The sequence below is a fragment of the Erwinia sp. STN24 genome (assembly GCF_041320675.1).
In the GTDB taxonomy this organism is placed as follows: Bacteria; Pseudomonadota; Gammaproteobacteria; order Enterobacterales; family Enterobacteriaceae; genus Erwinia; species Erwinia aeris.
In genome coordinates, this window is the sequence record NZ_JBGGPM010000001.1 from 1,668,060 (window position 1) to 1,684,595 (window position 16,536).

General features: G+C 56.2%; 14 protein-coding genes, 1 tRNA gene and 1 pseudogene. 9 read left to right on the forward strand and 7 right to left on the reverse strand.

What is annotated here, in order from left to right; all coding sequences use genetic code 11:
• Positions 1-46: 46 nt before the first annotated feature.
• Both ACA373_RS08010 and rplY read left to right on the forward strand, forming a co-directional pair.
• Positions 47-1,801, forward strand: a complete 1,755-nt coding sequence (locus tag ACA373_RS08010; RefSeq protein ID WP_301251151.1) for a DEAD/DEAH box helicase — start codon at positions 47-49, stop codon at positions 1,799-1,801.
• Between the two features lie 141 nt (positions 1,802-1,942).
• On the forward strand, positions 1,943-2,227 hold the full coding sequence (rplY, locus tag ACA373_RS08015) for a 50S ribosomal protein L25 (RefSeq protein ID WP_125288207.1): 285 nt from the start codon (positions 1,943-1,945) through the stop codon (positions 2,225-2,227).
• Between the two features lie 91 nt (positions 2,228-2,318).
• Here rplY and yejK read toward each other — a convergent pair whose 3' ends face one another.
• Positions 2,319-3,323: a nucleoid-associated protein YejK gene (gene yejK, locus ACA373_RS08020; protein WP_370734307.1), complete on the reverse strand. Its 1,005-nt coding sequence runs from the start codon at positions 3,321-3,323 to the stop codon at positions 2,319-2,321.
• 156 nt (positions 3,324-3,479) lie between these two features.
• Between yejK and ACA373_RS08025 the strand changes: the two genes are divergently transcribed.
• The 3 genes from ACA373_RS08025 to ACA373_RS08035 all read left to right on the forward strand — a co-directional run bounded on the left by ACA373_RS08025 (position 3,480) and on the right by ACA373_RS08035 (position 5,678).
• The gene (locus tag ACA373_RS08025) at positions 3,480-3,707 is read left to right on the forward strand and encodes a YejL family protein (RefSeq protein WP_125288209.1); all 228 of its coding nucleotides are present in this window, start codon (positions 3,480-3,482) and stop codon (positions 3,705-3,707) included.
• Between the two features lie 12 nt (positions 3,708-3,719).
• The gene (gene yejM, locus ACA373_RS08030; protein WP_370734308.1) at positions 3,720-5,468 is read left to right on the forward strand and encodes an LPS biosynthesis-modulating metalloenzyme YejM; all 1,749 of its coding nucleotides are present in this window, start codon (positions 3,720-3,722) and stop codon (positions 5,466-5,468) included.
• A 133-nt stretch (positions 5,469-5,601) separates the two neighbouring features.
• Positions 5,602-5,678, forward strand: a tRNA-Pro gene (locus ACA373_RS08035).
• A gap of 448 nt (positions 5,679-6,126) precedes the next feature.
• Here the strand turns inward: ACA373_RS08035 and ACA373_RS08040 are convergent.
• Together ACA373_RS08040 and ACA373_RS08045 are read right to left on the reverse strand one after the other, a co-directional pair.
• The gene (locus ACA373_RS08040) at positions 6,127-6,429 is read right to left on the reverse strand and encodes a hypothetical protein (RefSeq protein ID WP_369895600.1); all 303 of its coding nucleotides are present in this window, start codon (positions 6,427-6,429) and stop codon (positions 6,127-6,129) included.
• A 198-nt stretch (positions 6,430-6,627) separates the two neighbouring features.
• Positions 6,628-6,782, reverse strand: a pseudogene (locus tag ACA373_RS08045) (IS3 family transposase); the annotation flags it as partial.
• Positions 6,783-6,970: 188 nt separating this feature from the next.
• Here ACA373_RS08045 and ACA373_RS08050 point away from each other — a divergent pair.
• Together ACA373_RS08050 and ACA373_RS08055 are read left to right on the forward strand one after the other, a co-directional pair.
• Positions 6,971-8,161: a macrolide family glycosyltransferase gene (locus ACA373_RS08050; protein WP_370734309.1), complete on the forward strand. Its 1,191-nt coding sequence runs from the start codon at positions 6,971-6,973 to the stop codon at positions 8,159-8,161.
• Positions 8,162-8,630: 469 nt separating this feature from the next.
• Positions 8,631-9,842: a sugar transporter gene (locus tag ACA373_RS08055; protein ID WP_253461269.1), complete on the forward strand. Its 1,212-nt coding sequence runs from the start codon at positions 8,631-8,633 to the stop codon at positions 9,840-9,842.
• An 88-nt stretch (positions 9,843-9,930) separates the two neighbouring features.
• Here the strand turns inward: ACA373_RS08055 and ACA373_RS08060 are convergent, their stop codons facing one another.
• Positions 9,931-11,004, reverse strand: a complete 1,074-nt coding sequence (locus ACA373_RS08060) for an acyltransferase (protein WP_301251153.1) — start codon at positions 11,002-11,004, stop codon at positions 9,931-9,933.
• Between the two features lie 880 nt (positions 11,005-11,884).
• Here ACA373_RS08060 and ACA373_RS08065 point away from each other — a divergent pair.
• Together ACA373_RS08065 and ACA373_RS08070 are read left to right on the forward strand one after the other, a co-directional pair.
• Positions 11,885-12,091 (forward strand): hypothetical protein, encoded by a 207-nt coding sequence (locus ACA373_RS08065; protein ID WP_125288215.1) that lies wholly within the window; start codon positions 11,885-11,887, stop codon positions 12,089-12,091.
• Between the two features lie 69 nt (positions 12,092-12,160).
• The gene (locus ACA373_RS08070; protein WP_370734310.1) at positions 12,161-12,958 is read left to right on the forward strand and encodes a 4'-phosphopantetheinyl transferase; all 798 of its coding nucleotides are present in this window, start codon (positions 12,161-12,163) and stop codon (positions 12,956-12,958) included.
• Between the two features lie 68 nt (positions 12,959-13,026).
• Here ACA373_RS08070 and ACA373_RS08075 read toward each other — a convergent pair whose 3' ends face one another.
• From ACA373_RS08075 to apbE, 3 genes are all read right to left on the reverse strand, one after another.
• Positions 13,027-14,676 carry a multidrug ABC transporter permease/ATP-binding protein gene (locus ACA373_RS08075; RefSeq protein WP_253459866.1) on the reverse strand — a complete coding sequence of 550 codons (1,650 nt, stop codon included), beginning with the start codon at positions 14,674-14,676 and terminating at the stop codon, positions 13,027-13,029.
• Between the two features lie 71 nt (positions 14,677-14,747).
• Entirely contained in the window at positions 14,748-15,392 is a 645-nt protein-coding gene (gene alkB / locus ACA373_RS08080) for a DNA oxidative demethylase AlkB (RefSeq protein ID WP_301251903.1), read from the reverse strand.
• A 40-nt stretch (positions 15,393-15,432) separates the two neighbouring features.
• Positions 15,433-16,479 carry an FAD:protein FMN transferase ApbE gene (gene apbE, locus ACA373_RS08085; protein ID WP_370734311.1) on the reverse strand — a complete coding sequence of 349 codons (1,047 nt, stop codon included), beginning with the start codon at positions 16,477-16,479 and terminating at the stop codon, positions 15,433-15,435.
• Between the last annotated feature and the right edge of the window lie 57 nt (positions 16,480-16,536).

Below are 16,536 nucleotides of genomic sequence, written 5' to 3' on the forward strand. Positions count from 1 at the left end.
GAGCGGACTTTCGTGGCATAATGCGGCTTTGCTCGCGGATTTAATCATGTCCTTTACCCTGCGCCCCTACCAACAGGAAGCCGTTGACGCCACGCTCAGCTACTTCCGTCGCTCTCACCAGCCCGCCGTGATTGTCCTGCCGACCGGCGCGGGCAAAAGCCTGGTGATCGCCGAACTGGCGCGGCTGGCGCGCGGACGCGTGCTGGTGCTGGCGCACGTCAAAGAGCTGGTGGCGCAGAACCACAGCAAATATCAGGCTTACGGCCTGCAGGCCGATATCTTTGCCGCCGGTCTGCAAAAGAAAGAGAGCCGCAGCAAGGTGGTGTTCGGCAGCGTACAGTCGGTGGCCCGCAATCTGGCGCAGTTCGACAGCGAGTTTTCGCTGCTGATTGTGGATGAGTGTCACCGCATTGGCGACGCCGAAGACAGCCAGTACCAGCAGATCCTCAACCATCTGCGCCAGCGCAATCCGCAGCTGCGCCTGCTGGGCCTGACCGCCACGCCCTATCGCCTGGGCAAGGGCTGGATCTATCAGTTCCACTATCACGGCATGGTGCGCGGCGACGAGCGGGCGCTGTTTCGCGACTGCATCTACGAGCTGCCGCTGCGCTATATGATCAAACACGGCTTTCTGGTGCCGCCGGAAAGGCTGGATATGCCGGTGGTGCAGTACGATTTCAGCCGCCTGACCGCCAGGGAAAACGGCCTGTTCAGCGAGGCGGATCTCAACCTGGAGCTGAAGCAGCAGCAGCGCATTACGCCGCATATTATTCAGCAGATCGTTGAGTTTGCGCAGGATCGCCAGGGCGTGATGATTTTTGCCGCCACGGTCGAGCATGCCAAAGAGGTGCTGGGCCTGCTGCCCGACAGCAAGGCGCTGATCAGTGCCACCACGCCCGCCGCCGAGCGCGATGCCCTTATTACCGCCTTTAAAGCGCGCGAGCTGCGCTACATGGTTAACGTGGCGGTCTTGACTACCGGCTTTGACGCGCCGCACGTCGATCTTATCGCCATCCTTCGCCCTACGGAATCGGTCAGCCTGTATCAGCAGATTGTCGGACGCGGGCTGCGGCTGTGCCCTGGCAAAACCGACTGCCTGATCCTGGACTACGCGGGTAATCCGCACGATATCTTTACGCCGGAAGTGGGCGCGCCCAAGGGCAAAAGCGACAATAAACCGGTGCAGGTTTTCTGCCCGGCCTGCGGCTTTGCCAATACGTTCTGGGGCAAAACCACCGCCGACGGCACCATCATTGAGCACTTTGGCCGCCGTTGTCAGGGCGTGATGGAAGACGACGACGGCGAACGCGAGCAGTGCGACTTCCGCTTCCGCTTTAAAAGCTGCCCGCACTGCAACGCCGAGAACGATATCGCCGCCCGCCGCTGCCATCAGTGCGACGCGGTGCTGGTCGATCCCGACGATATGCTGAAAGCGGCGCTAAAGCTGAAGGATGCGCTGGTGCTGCGCTGCGCTGCGATGGTGCTGGAAAACGGTCGTGATGAGAAAGGCGAGTGGCTGAAGGCGCGCTATTTCGATGAGGAAGCAACCGAAGTGAGTGAGCGCTTCCGCCTGAGCACGCCCGCGCAGCGCAAAGCCTTCGAGCAGCTGTTCATGCGGCCGCATCAGCGAGCGCCCGGCGTGCCGCTCGGCTGGGAAAACGCGGCGGATATCGTAGCGATGCAGCCGCTGCTACGCCATCCCGATTTTGTGGTGGCCCGCAAACAGCGCAATTTCTGGCAGATCCGTGAAAAAGTGTTCGATTATCAGGGCCGTTTTCGACGCGCTAATGAGATCCGTTAGGGCACACGGTGTTTAATGCGTTGCCCGCACCGGCCTTGCCTGCTACAATGCGCCCCGCTTTTGCCGCTGGCGAAAGCTGAACAATCCAACCTGTTGCTGGGTCGCCTGTAGCAGGATAATTACTTAGAAAGAGACTGAACAATGTTCACTATCAATGCAGAAGAACGTAAAGAGCAGGGTAAGGGTGCGAGCCGCCGCCTGCGTACAGCTAACAAATTCCCGGCCATCATCTATGGCGGTAACGAAGCAGCTGTAGCTATCGAACTGGATCACGACTACGTGATGAACATGCAGGTTAAGCCTGAGTTCTACACCGACGTGCTGACTCTGGTTGTTGACGGTAAAGAAACTAAGGTAAAAGTGCAGGCTGTACAGCGTCACCCGTTCAAGCCAAAACTGCACCACATCGACTTCGTTCGCGCTTAATCGCCGACCGATCTCTGTGTGAAGAAAACGCCGCTTAATGCGGCGTTTTTTTATGGGCGTTTGTCAGCAGCGGGCATCCCTGCCGCTGCGCTTATTTGCCGCCGCTGCGACGCTGTAGCTGGTCGCGCAGATTAGGCGGCGTGCCTTTGATGGTCAGCGTATCGGTAGCCGGATCCCAGAAAATGCGCTCGCCCAGCAGCATGGCGTCAAAGTTAATGGTCAGCCCGCCGCCGCTGCCGGCGAACTTCGTCAGCTGGCGCAGCGTGCTGCGATCCGCCGGGAAGCTCTCTTCCAGCTCGTAGCCCTGCTCCTGGGTGAAATCCTGAAAGGTTTTTTCGCCCAGCGGCGCCAGCTCTTTCGACAGGCCTTCCAGCTCAATCTCTTCGCCCGACTGCAGCTGTTCGTTACAGTAGCTGTAAACCTGCTGGCGATAGTTCTGACGCTCGTTTTTATCCAGCGCCGCCTCGGCACAGTAGTCGTCCACCGCCTGGAGCAGACCACGGTTTTGCGCTTTGGTATCCAGGCCCACGCTGGCACCAAGGAAATCCATAAAGAAGTCGGCGACCTTGCGCCCTACTCTGCCACGCAGGAAGGTCAGGTAGCGAGTTGATTCCGTATTGGTTTCCCATTCGGTCAGATCGATACGCGCCACGATATCCGCATGGTTGATATCCAGATAGTGCGTGGTGCTGATATCCAGCTCTTCGTTAACGCGCATGCTGTTCTGGCTGTTCAGCACCGCAACCAGCAAATACTCCACCGCCAGATAGCGATAGTGGGCAAACAGCACGACGCCGCCGTCCGCAAAGGGATACTTAGCGAGTTCGTCGCGTAAACGTCCGGTCGCCGCGCGGCTGAAGGCCAGAAAATCATCCTGGCCCTTCCGGCAGTTGCGCAGCGCGTCGGCCAGCTCGCTCTCTTCATTAAACAGGCCGTAAGCCTTGCTTTTGGCGCTGTAGACGCGATGCAGCTCCTCCATCATCGCCGTAACCGGGCCAGTGGCCGGCAGCAGCGACTCCCGCAGCACCAGCTCCAGCGTCTGCTCGTCACGCTTAATCATCTGATGAAGGGCAATCTGCTCGATATCCAGACTCATGTAAACTCTCCTTTAAACTTAAGCGCGTATTCAATCACCGAGCGTGGTCGGGATCAACAGGCAACAACATTAACCTTTTCCACATGATAAAATTGCAGAAAGAATCGCGCTTTTACGGTAAGATGCCGCCTTTTAATACTCGATAAATTTGACGCTATGCCACAATCATCCCGTTACAGCGACGACCGCGTGGAAAAACTCCTCGCCGAAATGGTCAACGTGCTTGAAAAAGACAAGGCGCCCACCGATCTCTCTTTGATGGTGCTGGGCAATATGGTGACTAACCTGCTGAACACCAGCGTTGCTCCGGAGCAACGCCGCGCGCTTGCGCGTTCATTTGCCGAGGCGCTTCAGGCTTCGGTACGTGAAGATAAAGCACACTGATGTGATCCCGCTATGGTAACAAGTCAGCCGCGCTACCGTGATAAAGTCTCCCAGATGATTGGCTGGGGGCACTGGTTCGCCCTGTTTAACATTATCTTTGCCCTTATCCTGGGTAGTCGCTATCTGATTGTTGCCGACTGGCCTGCCTCGCTGGTCGGGCGTATCTATGCGTTTACCAGCTGGACAGGCCATTTTAGCTTTATTGTTTTCGCCGCCTATCTGCTGATTGTTTTTCCCCTGACGTTTGTGGTGATGTCGCAAAGACTGCTGCGCTTTCTTTCCGCCATCATCGCTACCACCGGGTTGACGCTGCTGCTTATTGACAGCGCGGTGTTCGCCCGCTTCCACCTGCACCTTAACCCGGTCGTCTGGGAGCTGGTGGTCAATCCCGATCAAAGCGAAATGGCGCGTGACTGGCAGCTGATGTTTATCAGCGTACCGGCTATTTTCCTGGTCGAGATGCTGTTCGCTACCTGGAGCTGGCAAAAGCTGCGCAGCCTGAACCGCCGCAGCTTTGGCAAGCCGCTGGCCGTGCTGTTTATCGTAACGTTCTTTGCCAGCCATTTGATGTATATCTGGGCCGATGCGAATTTCTATCGGCCTGTCACCATGCAGCGTTCCAACCTGCCGCTCTCTTATCCAATGACGGCCCGCCGCTTTCTGGAGCGCCACGGCCTGCTGGATGCGCAGGAGTATCAGCGCAGGCTGGTGCAGCAGGGTAATCCGGAGGCGCTTTCGGTCGCCTATCCGCTGAACGATATTACTTTCCGCGATGGCGGCGCCCGCAGCAATCTGCTGATCGTCACCGTGGACGGCCTGAACGAGGCCACGATGCCGAAACAGCTGCCGCATCTGGCCCGGTTCGCTCAGGACAACGTGCGTTTTACGCAGCATTTCAGCGCGGGCAGCCAGGCCGACAGCGGTCTGTTCGGCCTCTTTTACGGTATTTCGGCAGGCTATATGGACGGCGTGCTCTCTTCGCGCGTGCCTTCGGCGCTGACGGAGGCGCTGGCGAAACAGGGTTACCAGTTTGGCCTGTTTGCCAGCGACGGCTTTGCCTCGCCGCTCTATCGTCAGGCGCTGCTGGCGGACTATTCGCTGCCCACTTCAGAAAGCCAGTCCGATGCACAAACCGTTGCGCAGTGGCAACGCTGGCTGGAGACGCAGAAAGCGAAAAGCGCGCCCTGGTTCTCCTATCTTTCTTTGTCCGGCGGCAAAAACGCTGGCGTGGCGAAAGAAGCGGCACGGCGCTACGCGCGCAGTGCGGCAGAGGTGGATGGGCAAATCCAGAACGTGCTCGCCACGTTACAGGAGAAAGGCCTGCTGGATAATACGGTGGTGGTGATCACGGCGCAGCACGGCGTGGCGTTGAACGACGATGACGATATGGGCAACCGTGCAAACCTACAGGTGCCGCTGGTGATCCACTGGCCGAATACGCCATCGCAGCAGATTGATAAGCTGACCAGCCATCAGGATATTATGACTACGCTGATGCAGCGGCTGCTGCACGTGCGTACGCCAGCTTCTGATTATTCGCAGGGCGAAGATCTGTTTGCCGTGCGCCGCAGCCATAACTGGATAACCAGTATGCATGACGGCCAGCTGGTGGTGACTACGCCGAACCTGACGCTGGAGCTGAACAGCAACGGCAGCTATACCGCCTGGGATGCTCAGGGCCAGCGGTTGAAAGATCACAAGCCGCAGCTGACGCTGCTGTTGCAGGTGCTGACGGAAGAGAAACGCTTTATCGCTAACTGAGGCGTGGGTTTTAAAGATTATTTCCCGCGCCCTGCTCTGCGTAAACCAGACGGCAACGTTGGCTATTTTCATAGCAGTCAACGTGTTAGCCGCTTGCAATCGTAGCGAATTTGCGTACTATTAGCTCACGCGTCGGCACGTAGCGCAGCCTGGTAGCGCACCGTCATGGGGTGTCGGGGGTCGGAGGTTCAAATCCTCTCGTGCCGACCAAATACCTATTCTGTCAGTACCGGTTACTGATGGAAACCCCGCAAGAACCCGCATTCTCTTTGAGTTTGCGGGTTTTTTGTTGCCTGTAGGTAGCGGGATTTAACGTATACAAATGGATTTTTTAAGATTGGTCTGGAGAGGCTCACAACTCTGTCCGACCGGGCAACGAACTGTTCCTGACAGGTGTAAGTCGCTTCGTTAATAATCACTATATGTACACTCATCGCCACGCTGTAAGGATTTATTTGCATTGTGATGCACAAAAAGTAAGCCTTATTTGCGGTCAATCCACAGTAGTTATGGCCTGGCAAAGGCATCACTACTGAGTCTGTCAGTCAGGGACTCATTTTGGGATCAGGATAGTACAGAGCGCTTGATAAGCCTGTCCTCGTATGATGTACATTTCCCCAAATGCCCCATAAAAAAGAGGCTCATCAGCCCTTCCTGGTCAGCTTTTCTTCAAATAGCCTACAAACTGCCCTTGCTTCATCAAAGCGACTTTACCGCTCTTATAGATGATCACACTAAACAGCCCTTGCTGATAGGCTGTAGCCTTCTCTGTGATTTCATCCACAGCCGCTGGTTTTCCGTCAACAGTGACAATCCCTAAGCTGTCCCTCTTAACAATGACATCATACCCTTTCCACTGCGCAACCTTACCAGCAGGAACGGTGTGATTGGGTGTAGGAGACGCACAGGCAAAGTTAACTATATTCATGGAAATAGCGACTATAAGTAAAAGTTTCTTCATTTTTTATCCATCCACTCTCTGACAAGATGAGAAGCAGCAAAGCCAGCAATACCACATACGGCAAAAGCTATCCAACAGAAGCTAAGATCCGCGCTGCCCTCTCAACAATAGACAGATCCTGTCCTCACGCTGAAACCTGTCCGCAGGCCTACGGACTGATGCCCCGGGCTGGCTATGATACCGGGCCTGATTTCAGAGCACTTCAATGTAATCGAAGATATCGGCGCGGGCCAGATCGCGAGTTTTGTAGATCCTTTTCTTATACGCTCTTTTTTCAGTAAATCGAAGAACGACTCGGCCACCACATTATCCCAAATATTGTCATGCCGGCTCATACCCGGTGCAAGGCTGTTAGCCCGGCGGCGCTCTGTGTTATGAGAAAATCCTGACATATTAATTTCATTAACTGAATGATATCTTTGAGAATCCCTGAGCCAACGTGACTGATAGCAATGGCCAGCTATACGGGCGGTTACAACAGTGGCCGGGCACAGGGAAAACTAAAGCGGTTTTAACTCTCATTCTTTCAGGAAAACTGACTATGACGGTGAATATAAGCGGCAAGAATACCCAACGGCACGTGGCCATTTTTAACTGCGCTGAACAAGGACACGTCAACCCGACCCTCGGGCTGGTCAAGGCACTGGTCGTGCGGGGCTACAGGGTCAGCTATACCACCTCGCCAGAGTTTTCCTCTCTTGTCGCTTCCTGCGGCGCCACGCCGGTTCTGTTTGAACCCACTTTTACTAAAGAGCAGCCACGACCAGAGGAGATGGGCTACGTTGTCCGCGAGCTGGCACGGGAAGCACAGGCGACCTGTCGCCCTTTGCTGGCGGCCTTTGAGAACGACCGGCCCGACATTATCGCCTACGGCCCGCTTAGCTGGCTGGGCAAGATATTCGCCCATCTTTGGCAAGTTCCGGCCATCAGCCTTAATCCCACCCACGTCAGCTATCAGGGGCAGTCCGAGGAGTGGCTGGGCCTGTCGGGCGAAGAGTGGCCCTGCATACCGATTCTGGAAAAAATGCTGCACGACAATAATTTGAACGTGGATCTTCGTGCCATCCTGGCTGCCCGCGATACTGCCATTGCCTTTATTCCGCGCTCTTTTCAGGAAAAACCAGACACTATTCCCCCTGGCGTAACCTTTGTCGGGCCCGAAATCAGGCCACTGGCCGCGCAGCCTGGCTGGCGACTAAAAACAGCAGGACGGCCGGTTGTCGTCATCTCGCTGGGCTCGGTTTATACGCATCAGACCGCTTTTTTCCGCACCTGCATTCAGGCTTTCACCAATAGCGAGTGGCATGTCGTAATGGCTATTGGCCGCTATGTCGATTCTGCCCAGCTGGGAGAGCTGCCCGCCAATATTGAAATTCACCGTCAGATACCCCAGCTTGATGTGCTACAGGCGGCAAGCCTGTTTATCACCCATGCCGGAATGAACAGCCTGATGGAGGCCGTTTATTTCGGGGTGCCGATGATAGCCGTACCGCAGCAGGCCGAACAACGCCTCAATGCCCGGCGGATTCAGGCGCTGGGCATAGGAAAATATTTGCCTCGGGAAACCCTTTCTGCAACCAGTCTGCTTATGGCATCGCAGGAGATAAGCGCCGATCCGGCCTGTCAGAGAAACCTGGCCGTCTTACAGCAAGAAATCTCTCAGGCAGGCGGTGCCAGCGCTGCCGTAGACGTGTTCGATCGGATCATGGCAGCAGGTCAACACGCCGCCTGACTGGCTTTTAAACCGCTGGTGATGGCCCGCAACGGTGTGAGGGCCTGAACTGATGGGCAGACGTCAGGCTTTTATAGATAGATCAAAGCCCCTCACAGGGCTGTTTTATCGCAAATGCATTCAGGGGCTGAAAATGACCAGAAGGGAAAAGCCAAAAGCGTGCGGCTGATATCAACGAGGTGGTAAACGCAGCGTAACCAAGACTGTCCTCGGCCCCCCCGTTAGCGCCTCTCTTTATGCTTATCTGTTTCCTCCTTTGCTGAACATCTACGCCTGACCGCATGCTGCTACCTGCCCGCAAATAACTCCCCAGGTCTGTTGGCCAGCGACGTCGTAGCAGGATATAGCCTTTTCTAAACCTTCAAACTATGTAAAAAGTGTGATGACGATCACTTTCGGATTGAATTTTATGCGGCCGGCTCTAGAATGACGCGTTTTGAGTTTTGCGGAGCAGAAGCCTATGACTGATATGAACACCGTTACCGTTTCACGCAAAGTTGCCTGGTCACGCGTTCTGGCTTTGGCTGTTGCTGCGTTTATCTTTAATACCACGGAATATATGCCTGTCGGCCTGCTGTCCGATATCGGCCATAGCTTCGGCATGGAATCGGCGCAGGCGGGCATTATGCTGACCATCTATGCGTGGATTGTGGCGCTAATGTCGCTGCCGCTGATGCTGATGACCAGCAATACCGATCGGCGCGTGCTGCTGATTGCGATCTTTGGCCTGTTTACCTTTAGCCATGTATTGGCCTTTTTCGCCTGGAGTTTCGACGTGCTGCTGCTGAGCCGCGCGGGCGTAGCGCTGGCCCATGCGCTGTTCTGGTCTATCACCGCATCGCTGGCGGTCAGGCTGGCCCCGCCGGGTAAAAGAGCGCAGGCGCTGAGCCTGATTGCGACCGCTACCGCGCTGGCTTCCGTGCTGGGCCTGCCGTTGGGCAGAATTATCGGTCAGGCATTCGGCTGGCGCAGCACCTTCCTGGCCATTGGCGTCGGGGCTTTAGTGCTGCTGGGTCTGATTTTAAAAATTATGCCGCGCGTGCCGTCGGAGCATACCGGTTCGCTGAAAAGCCTGCCGGACCTGCTGCGCCGCCCTGCGCTGGTAGGCCTTTACGTGCTGGCCGTCGCCGTGGTGACCGCGCACTTTACCGCGTTTACCTACATTGAACCTTTTGTCGAGAAAGTAGCCGGATTTGACCAAAGCTTCGCCACGCTTCTGCTGCTGATTTTCGGCATTGCGGGCATTACCGGCAGCATTATTTTTGGCAAGAGCGGCGAAAAACGCCTGTCGCCGCTGCTGACCGGCTCTATCGCACTGCTGTCGATCTGCCTGCTGCTGCTGGCGTCGGTAGCGGCCAGCAAGGCCGGCCTGATTGTGCTGGGGCTGTTCTGGGGCATGGCCTTTATGATGATCGGCATGGGGATGCAGATGAAAGTGCTGACGCTGGCACCGGACGCCACCGATGTTGCTATGGCGATGTTCTCCGGTATTTTCAATATTGGCATCGGCGCGGGCGCGCTGCTGGGCAATAAGGTTAGCCTGGATCTTTCCATGTCCTCGGTGGGCTATATCGGCGCTATACCTGCCGTCGCGGCGCTGGTGCTGGCGGTGGCGATCTTCCGCAAGACAAAAGAGCAGCCGTCCACCCATGAAGGCAGCGTGATTACCGAAGTGAAATAAACTCAGGGCGCAGTCATCTGCGCCCTTTTTTTTACGGCTTTACGGCCGCTGTGCCCTCTCTGCCAGCAACCGCCCTGCCCGTTCGCGCTTAGCCGTTGGGCAGTGCCTTCTTTTTCCCTCGGAACAGAATAAGGTTCCTCAGCGTATCTCTGACGGCCGGTTCAATGTATTTAGTGATCAGCCAGGCAACCAGGTAAAGCGCGGCGACTACCGCTATCGGCATAAAGACCATCACGTAATCGCTGCTGATATGGCGCTCCAGCTTCCTTAACGTAGCGATCAGCATGTTTTCATGCAGCAGATAGATGGTGTAGCTGATAAAGCCGGTGAGCGTCAGGAACTTTCCTGACAGCAGTCGTTCCACGAGCCGGCTGTAAAAGCTGACGATAAACAGCGCCAGCATCAGCAGCAGCGGTAAAATAACGATATAGCCATTGTTTTTGATGTAATAACTGAAGTTAATCAACACCGCCACCAGCACCAGTGCGTAATGGAATTTGGCGTCGCGCTGATGCAGCCGCTCATACACCAGGCAACCGATCATAAACCATGAGTAGTGGATAAAGCCGAACTTGGAGATAAAATCCGCAATGGCCGGATGACCAATCATTTTGAAGGCGGAGGCGCCCGCCACCAGAAACATCGGCACCAGCAGCGAAGGCAGGCAGTATTTTCTGCCCAGCGTAAAGTAGACGGCACCGATAAAGATATAAAACGCGGCTTCAACGTAAAGCGACCAGAACGATCCTTCCAGCGGTTTAAAGGTCACACCGGTCAAATACTGGAGTATCTCCGGACTGATAAAAGTCAGGCCCGGAATGGCATTGGCCGGATGCGGGACGCCGAGCGGTCTTTCGCTAAATAAGCTGGCCGTAGCGAAGATCAGCAGCGTTACTATCAGCATGGCCGGGAAGAGCCGCAGCCAGCGCTTAAACATAAAATTTATAAAGCTTTTTGATTTATCCAGGGTCATAAAAATAACGAACCCGGAAATCATAAAGAACAGCGGCACGCCCAGATAGCCCCAGGCGAATAAAGGAAAATCCTTAGTAAACGAAACGTACCCCAGGTATTCAGGCCATCTGGCCCAGGCATGAAAGCCGATCACCAGCAGTATTGCCAGTCCCCGCATTCCATCCAGGTGTTTTATTCGCGTTTCCATGGTGACCTCTGATAGCCTAAAACAACAAAAGCGGCAACATAGCACTCATAAACAACACTTCACACATGGGAGGAATCTTAGAAAAGGATGCGGCATAAAAGCTGGCCGCCAGAGAAGCAGGGTTGTAAAAAAATCACCTTAATTTTAAATAACTTACAAAGTATAACGAAAACGAGCATAAGGTGACGTCTCTTACCGGAAAGTTCTGAAAAAGCTTTGCCTGTCTGTAAACGTTTACAATTCAGCCTTTTTGCCCGCCGCCCAGCTTATTCAGATAGTGAAAGTAACCATTTTCCACACTTGAATATCGCGCTAATTAATTATTATCAGAAATTATCAGCCAGTGGTTACTGAGATATCAGCCAGATCAAGGCGGTATGGTGGTTTAGCGCTGACTGGCCAACAGCCTGATACAGCCGCGTATAATTCCTTACAGCCTTCGGGGCTCAGGCTCAGGCTCAGGCTCAGGAGTCAGGTGTCAGGTGTCAGGTGTCAGGCGTCAGGCGTCAGGCGTCAGGCGTCAGGTGTCAGGTGTCAGGTGTCAGGTGTCAGGTGTCAGGTGTCAGGTGTCAGGTGTCAGGTGTCAGGTGTCAGGTGTCAGGTGTCAGGTGTCAGGTGTCAGGTGTCAGGTGTCAGGTGTCAGGCCAGCATTTTCAGCGCGCTGCGATCCTGAGGCCAATTATAAATCATTAAAAAGTCGCTAATTTATCTTCAATGCGTTGACCAGAAAGCCTCTACGAAAGTGCTTCCGTCATAAAGCACACTTCTTGCCGGCCCGGTTGGCATTAGCCTTAATCTTAAAGCCAGACGCTGCAACAAAACTGTCATCTTCTTGACATAGGCTGACCCTACACTTTTTGAGGCAGTAACAGGTAACCCAATGGCAATCATTAAGGCAAGAAATTACAGGGACGCTGAAGAGATGCTGCAGTCCGGTATCAGCAAGGTTGAACTGGCCTATGACATTGACAGCGATGATTTTTTTCGATTCGCCAGCCACTGGTGCGATCGCGGCGCGAAGATTTCCCGCGGCAATAAGCACTTTGTCGTTTCACTGAAAGGGCTGCACATTCCTCCCAACAAGTAACCTGCGCCGCGCTTTACTCTCGGTACGCTAACCTGCTTAAATCCTCTTTTTGATTAACAGGCAGAAGAAATGCGTTCTGATTGGCTCAACAGACCGGCACAGGGCGAACCGGCGCTTTTGTCGGGCGCCACCTTACCCAAAGATCGGTTTTTAACCGCGCCCGTCAGTTCCCGACTGGCAGAACATCCTGATGTTCTGCTGGTACAGGCCCGCTACGATCTGGCTTATTACAGCGACCAACTGTTCACCGACTATCGCCTGCCCTTCCCTGCTCACCTGAATAAAGCCGTGGCGAAACGCCGGGCGGAATACCTTGCCAGCCGCTTGTGCGTGCGTGCAGCGCTGCGTCAGTTTGGCTTTGACGACTTCCTGTTGACTAACGATGCCGACCGCGCGCCGGTCTGGCCAGAAGGAATAGCGGGTTCCCTTTCGCATACCCGCGCCTGCATCAGCCTCCTGCTGGCCGATAAGGTGACGGGAAAGCAGCCCGGCGTGGATTGCGAAGAGATTATGCGGCCCGAAGCGGCGGAAGAGATGCGTGAGATGATTATTAACGAGCGCGAACACGGCATTTTACAGAGCAGCGGCGTGCCGTTCGCGACCGCGCTCACCGCCGCTTTTTCCCTCAAGGAGAGTCTGTATAAGGCGGTGTTCCCGCTTTTCCGCCAGTTTATGCATTTCAACGAGGCGGAAATCATCGCTTGCCGGGCCGGCCTGACCAACGTCACGCTGCGGTTGAACCGGGCCTTATCGCCAGGCTTTCCCGTCGGCACGCTGTTTACCGGCCGCGTGGCGCTGGCTGAAGGGCAGCTGACCAGCTGGGTCATCGTCACGCAGGCGGCCGATACGCCCACTGGCCCTTATTAAGCCATAGCCTCAGGCTGGCTTATCCATTTTTTAGCCAGCCTGAGTGACGGCAAGCCGGCGTCGGCAGGCTAGTCGGTGCCGGTGCGTTTTACCGCATCCAGCGTAGCCTGATCGCGCGCTTCGCCGATCAGCTCGCTTAGTTTGCCTTCACGCATTTCCAGCAGCCTGTCGGCGTGCAGAAAATAGTGGTCGTCATGGCTGATGGCAACAACGGTTTTGCCCATCTCTTTCAGCCACGGCAGCAGCTCGCGGTAGAAGATGCGGCGGAAATGCGGATCCTGATCGGCGGCCCATTCGTCCAGCAGCAGAATGTCGCGCTGCTCCGCCGTAGCAAGCAGCATCGCCAGACGCTTGCTCTGCCCTTTCGACAGTTTAAGGTTCAGCACCCGGTTGCCTTCCAGCTTGAGTTTATCCTGCATATGCAGGCGCTCCAGCCACAGCTGTACCTGAGCCGGATCGGCCGGCTCGCCGCTGGCGTCGATCAGGCGGTCAAACAGGTGAACATCGGTAAAGACGGCGGAGAAAAGGCGTCGATAGTCCGCCATCTCCGTTGCCGCCACCGGCACGCCGTCCAGCAGGATCTGCCCGGATACCGGCTGATAAAGGCCGGTCAGCAGCATCGCCAGCGTGGATTTACCGCTGCCGTTGCCGCCGATCAGAAAGACCAGCTCGCCGCGTTTCAGCGTCATGTCGATCGGGCCGACGGCAAAGCCGCCGTCGCCATAATGAAACACCACGTCACGCAGCTCCAGCGTTTGCCACGCACGCGCGGCGGCGGGCTGCGCAAAGCTTTCCTGGTAAGCCGCCAGCCTGAAGGTGTGGAGCTTGTTAAAGGCAACCTGGGCGCTCAGCAGCGTAGGCAGCGCGCCGACGGCGGAAAGCAGCGGCGTGCGCAGGAACAGCAGCGTCAGCGAATAGGTCGCCGCTACCGCCGTATTCGCCCAGCCCAGACCGTTAGCCATAAAGAAGACCAGCCCGATGGCGCCCAGCATCATGATATTCGACCAGTTCACCGCGCTGAGATGGAAAGTATCGGCGCGCACAATATGGTGACGATATGCTCGAGCGTCTTCCTGATAAACCGTCTCGTAAATTTGCTGCGCGCGCTGGCGGTTAAGCGCCAGCTCTTTGCGCCCTTCGATAATGGTTTGATAGTCGGCGTAAAGCGCGTCTTCAAGCTCGCGCAGCTTCGCCAGATGGCGATAGACTCTGGAGACCAGCAGCCAGCCGCCGACGATGGTGATGGTCAGCCAGAGGGTAGTGATCAGCAGCATTTTCGGCGACAGCCACGCCAGGTAAGCGGCCGAACCTAAAGTCAGGATCACGCCTTGGATCAGCTCGGGCAGGCGCACAAAGGCAAGGGTAATGCTGCGGACGTCGCTGGTCAGCGCGGCCAGCAGCTGGGCGCTGCCGATCTGTTCGATACGTTCGATCTGCGTATCCAGAATGCGTCGAATAAACTCACCGCGCAGCCGATAAACAAAATGGTGGCCAAGCAGCGTCAGCGCCAGCTGCGAGGCCAGGGTCACCGCCATCAGCAGCAGCAGCAGCCCAAGGAAAGACGGCAGCAGCCAGGTACCGGCGTTCAGCGAAACAATCAGCTCGCGGTTGATAAAAGCGATCAGCCCGATACCGAGCGCGGCGCTCAGCAAACTGAGGCCAATAACCAGCACAAAAGGCCAGCGATACTGGCGGTAAACGACGCGAAGCAACTCCATGACACTATCCCATTATTCTGAGCAGCCTGCAGTTTAATGAGAAGCGGGACGATAGCAATAATAATTCTCGTTTACCGAAAAGCGCGCCGGAAGGTCAGATTATAGCGAAATGCGCCGGTGGCCGGATGGCTGCCCGCTTTTAACGGCAGGATGCCGTGATAGCGCAGGCGCGACGGCCCGCCCCATACCACCACGTCGCCATGCTCCAGCAGCACGCGCTGCACCGCGTCGCCTCGCTCGAAGCCGCCAAACTGAAACACGGCGGGCAGGCCCAGCGAAACAGAGACGATAGGCTGGCGCATATCCTGTTCGTCCTTGTCCTGATGCAGGCTGAGCTTCGCCTCCGGCGCATAGCGGTTAATCAGGCAGGCATCGGGCTGAAAATGGGGAAAGCCGGCCTCTTCCGCGCAGGCCACCGCCAGCTGACGAAAGCGATCCGGCATGGCCGGCCAGCGCTGGCCGCTGACGCTGTCGTATTCGCTGTACTGATAGCCGCGCGCGTCCGTCGACCAGCCGAAATCGCCGCAGTTGGTCATCGCCACCGACATGCGGTGTCCGCCCGGCGTAATGCGGTGATGAAAAGGATTCTGCGCGGCGATATCGTCAACCAGCGCCAGCAGCGCTGCCGCCTCGTCCCGCGCGCGTCGACGCAGGATAGCCGCGCCTTCCGCCAGCGGCTCCAGCCAGGGCGCTTCTTCACTAAATAAGTCCAGCATAATGGCTCCTTAGCGGGCCGTTGCCCGTGAGTAAATGCCGCTATTGCGCTTCCGGCAGCAGGAAGGCGCTGAACTGCGGCGACATCCAGCTGCTAAAGCCGTTGCCCTGCTTCACGATCAGATAAACCGCCAGCTGTTCGCGCAGCGCCAGCGCCTTCGCCTGCTCTTCGCCAAGCACCATCAGGCCGGTATCCCAACCGTCTGCTTCCAGCGCGGTGGTCGCGATCACCGTTGCGGAAACCAGCTTGTGCTGGATCGGCTCGCCGGTGGTCGGATCGATCACATGCGAAATGCGTTTGCCGTTCAGCTCATAATAGTTGCGATAGCTGCCGGAGGTACTGATACCGTGCCCCTGCAGATCCACTACCGCCTGCACCGCGTTTTCTTTATCGGTAGGCTTCTGGATCGCTACTTTCCACGCCTTGCCTTCGGCGTTTTGGCCGCGCGTCAGCACCGCGCCGCCAACGGAAACCAGGTAATTATTGATCCCTTCTTTTTCCAGCAGGCGCGCCAGATGATCGGTGGCGAACCCTTCTCCCATGGTGGACAGATCGACATAAAGATCCGGCAGATCCTTTTGCAGATAAGCCCCTTCGCTGCGCTGGATAACGCGCAGATGTTGCAGGCCGGTCAGCGCGCGCGCCGCCGCAATCTGCGCCTGCGTCGGCACGGTGGCAGGCTGCTTAACCGGCCCAAATCCCCACAAATTGACCAGCGGCCCGACGGTGATGTCCATTTTGCCGTGCGTTTTCTGGCCGATGCGCAGCGCCAGAGTGACGATGTCCGCCATGTTGTCGCTGACCGGCTGCGGGTCGCTGCCGCGATACTGATTAAAGCGCGAAAGCACCGAATCGGCTTTCCAGGTCGACAGCTCCCGATCGTCATTGTCCAGCTGCTGCTGTACCGCTTTTTGCAGATTTTCTTTCAGGCCGGGGTCAACGTTGGCGAGGCTAACCCTCCAGAATGTTCCCATAGTGCGTCCTTCCAGCACCATGGCTGACGCACCAACGGTTTCACGATGACGGTCACAGCCGGAAAGCAGGATAAATGCTGCCATAACAGGATAGTACAGCCATTTCTTCTTCATATTACGCAAATTTCCCTGCAATAGTTTTGGTCCTGAAAGCGTGAAAATGCAGCATGG

Excerpts from the sequence above, each read along its gene's own strand:
- ACA373_RS08055 (WP_253461269.1), top strand. The coding sequence starts at position 8,631 with ATGAACACCGTTACCGTTTCACGCAAAGTTGCCTGGTCACGCGTTCTG.
- ACA373_RS08025 (WP_125288209.1), top strand. The coding sequence starts at position 3,480 with ATGCCACAATCATCCCGTTACAGCGACGACCGCGTGGAAAAACTCCTC.
- yejK (WP_370734307.1), bottom strand. The coding sequence starts at position 3,323 with ATGAGTCTGGATATCGAGCAGATTGCCCTTCATCAGATGATTAAGCGT.
- ACA373_RS08060 (WP_301251153.1), bottom strand. The coding sequence starts at position 11,004 with ATGGAAACGCGAATAAAACACCTGGATGGAATGCGGGGACTGGCAATA.
- ACA373_RS08050 (WP_370734309.1), top strand. The coding sequence starts at position 6,971 with ATGACGGTGAATATAAGCGGCAAGAATACCCAACGGCACGTGGCCATT.
- ACA373_RS08070 (WP_370734310.1), top strand. The coding sequence starts at position 12,161 with ATGCGTTCTGATTGGCTCAACAGACCGGCACAGGGCGAACCGGCGCTT.
- ACA373_RS08065 (WP_125288215.1), top strand. The coding sequence starts at position 11,885 with ATGGCAATCATTAAGGCAAGAAATTACAGGGACGCTGAAGAGATGCTG.
- ACA373_RS08010 (WP_301251151.1), top strand. The coding sequence starts at position 47 with ATGTCCTTTACCCTGCGCCCCTACCAACAGGAAGCCGTTGACGCCACG.
- ACA373_RS08075 (WP_253459866.1), bottom strand. The coding sequence starts at position 14,676 with ATGGAGTTGCTTCGCGTCGTTTACCGCCAGTATCGCTGGCCTTTTGTG.
- alkB (WP_301251903.1), bottom strand. The coding sequence starts at position 15,392 with ATGCTGGACTTATTTAGTGAAGAAGCGCCCTGGCTGGAGCCGCTGGCG.
- rplY (WP_125288207.1), top strand. The coding sequence starts at position 1,943 with ATGTTCACTATCAATGCAGAAGAACGTAAAGAGCAGGGTAAGGGTGCG.
- yejM (WP_370734308.1), top strand. The coding sequence starts at position 3,720 with ATGGTAACAAGTCAGCCGCGCTACCGTGATAAAGTCTCCCAGATGATT.
- ACA373_RS08040 (WP_369895600.1), bottom strand. The coding sequence starts at position 6,429 with ATGAAGAAACTTTTACTTATAGTCGCTATTTCCATGAATATAGTTAAC.
- apbE (WP_370734311.1), bottom strand. The coding sequence starts at position 16,479 with ATGAAGAAGAAATGGCTGTACTATCCTGTTATGGCAGCATTTATCCTG.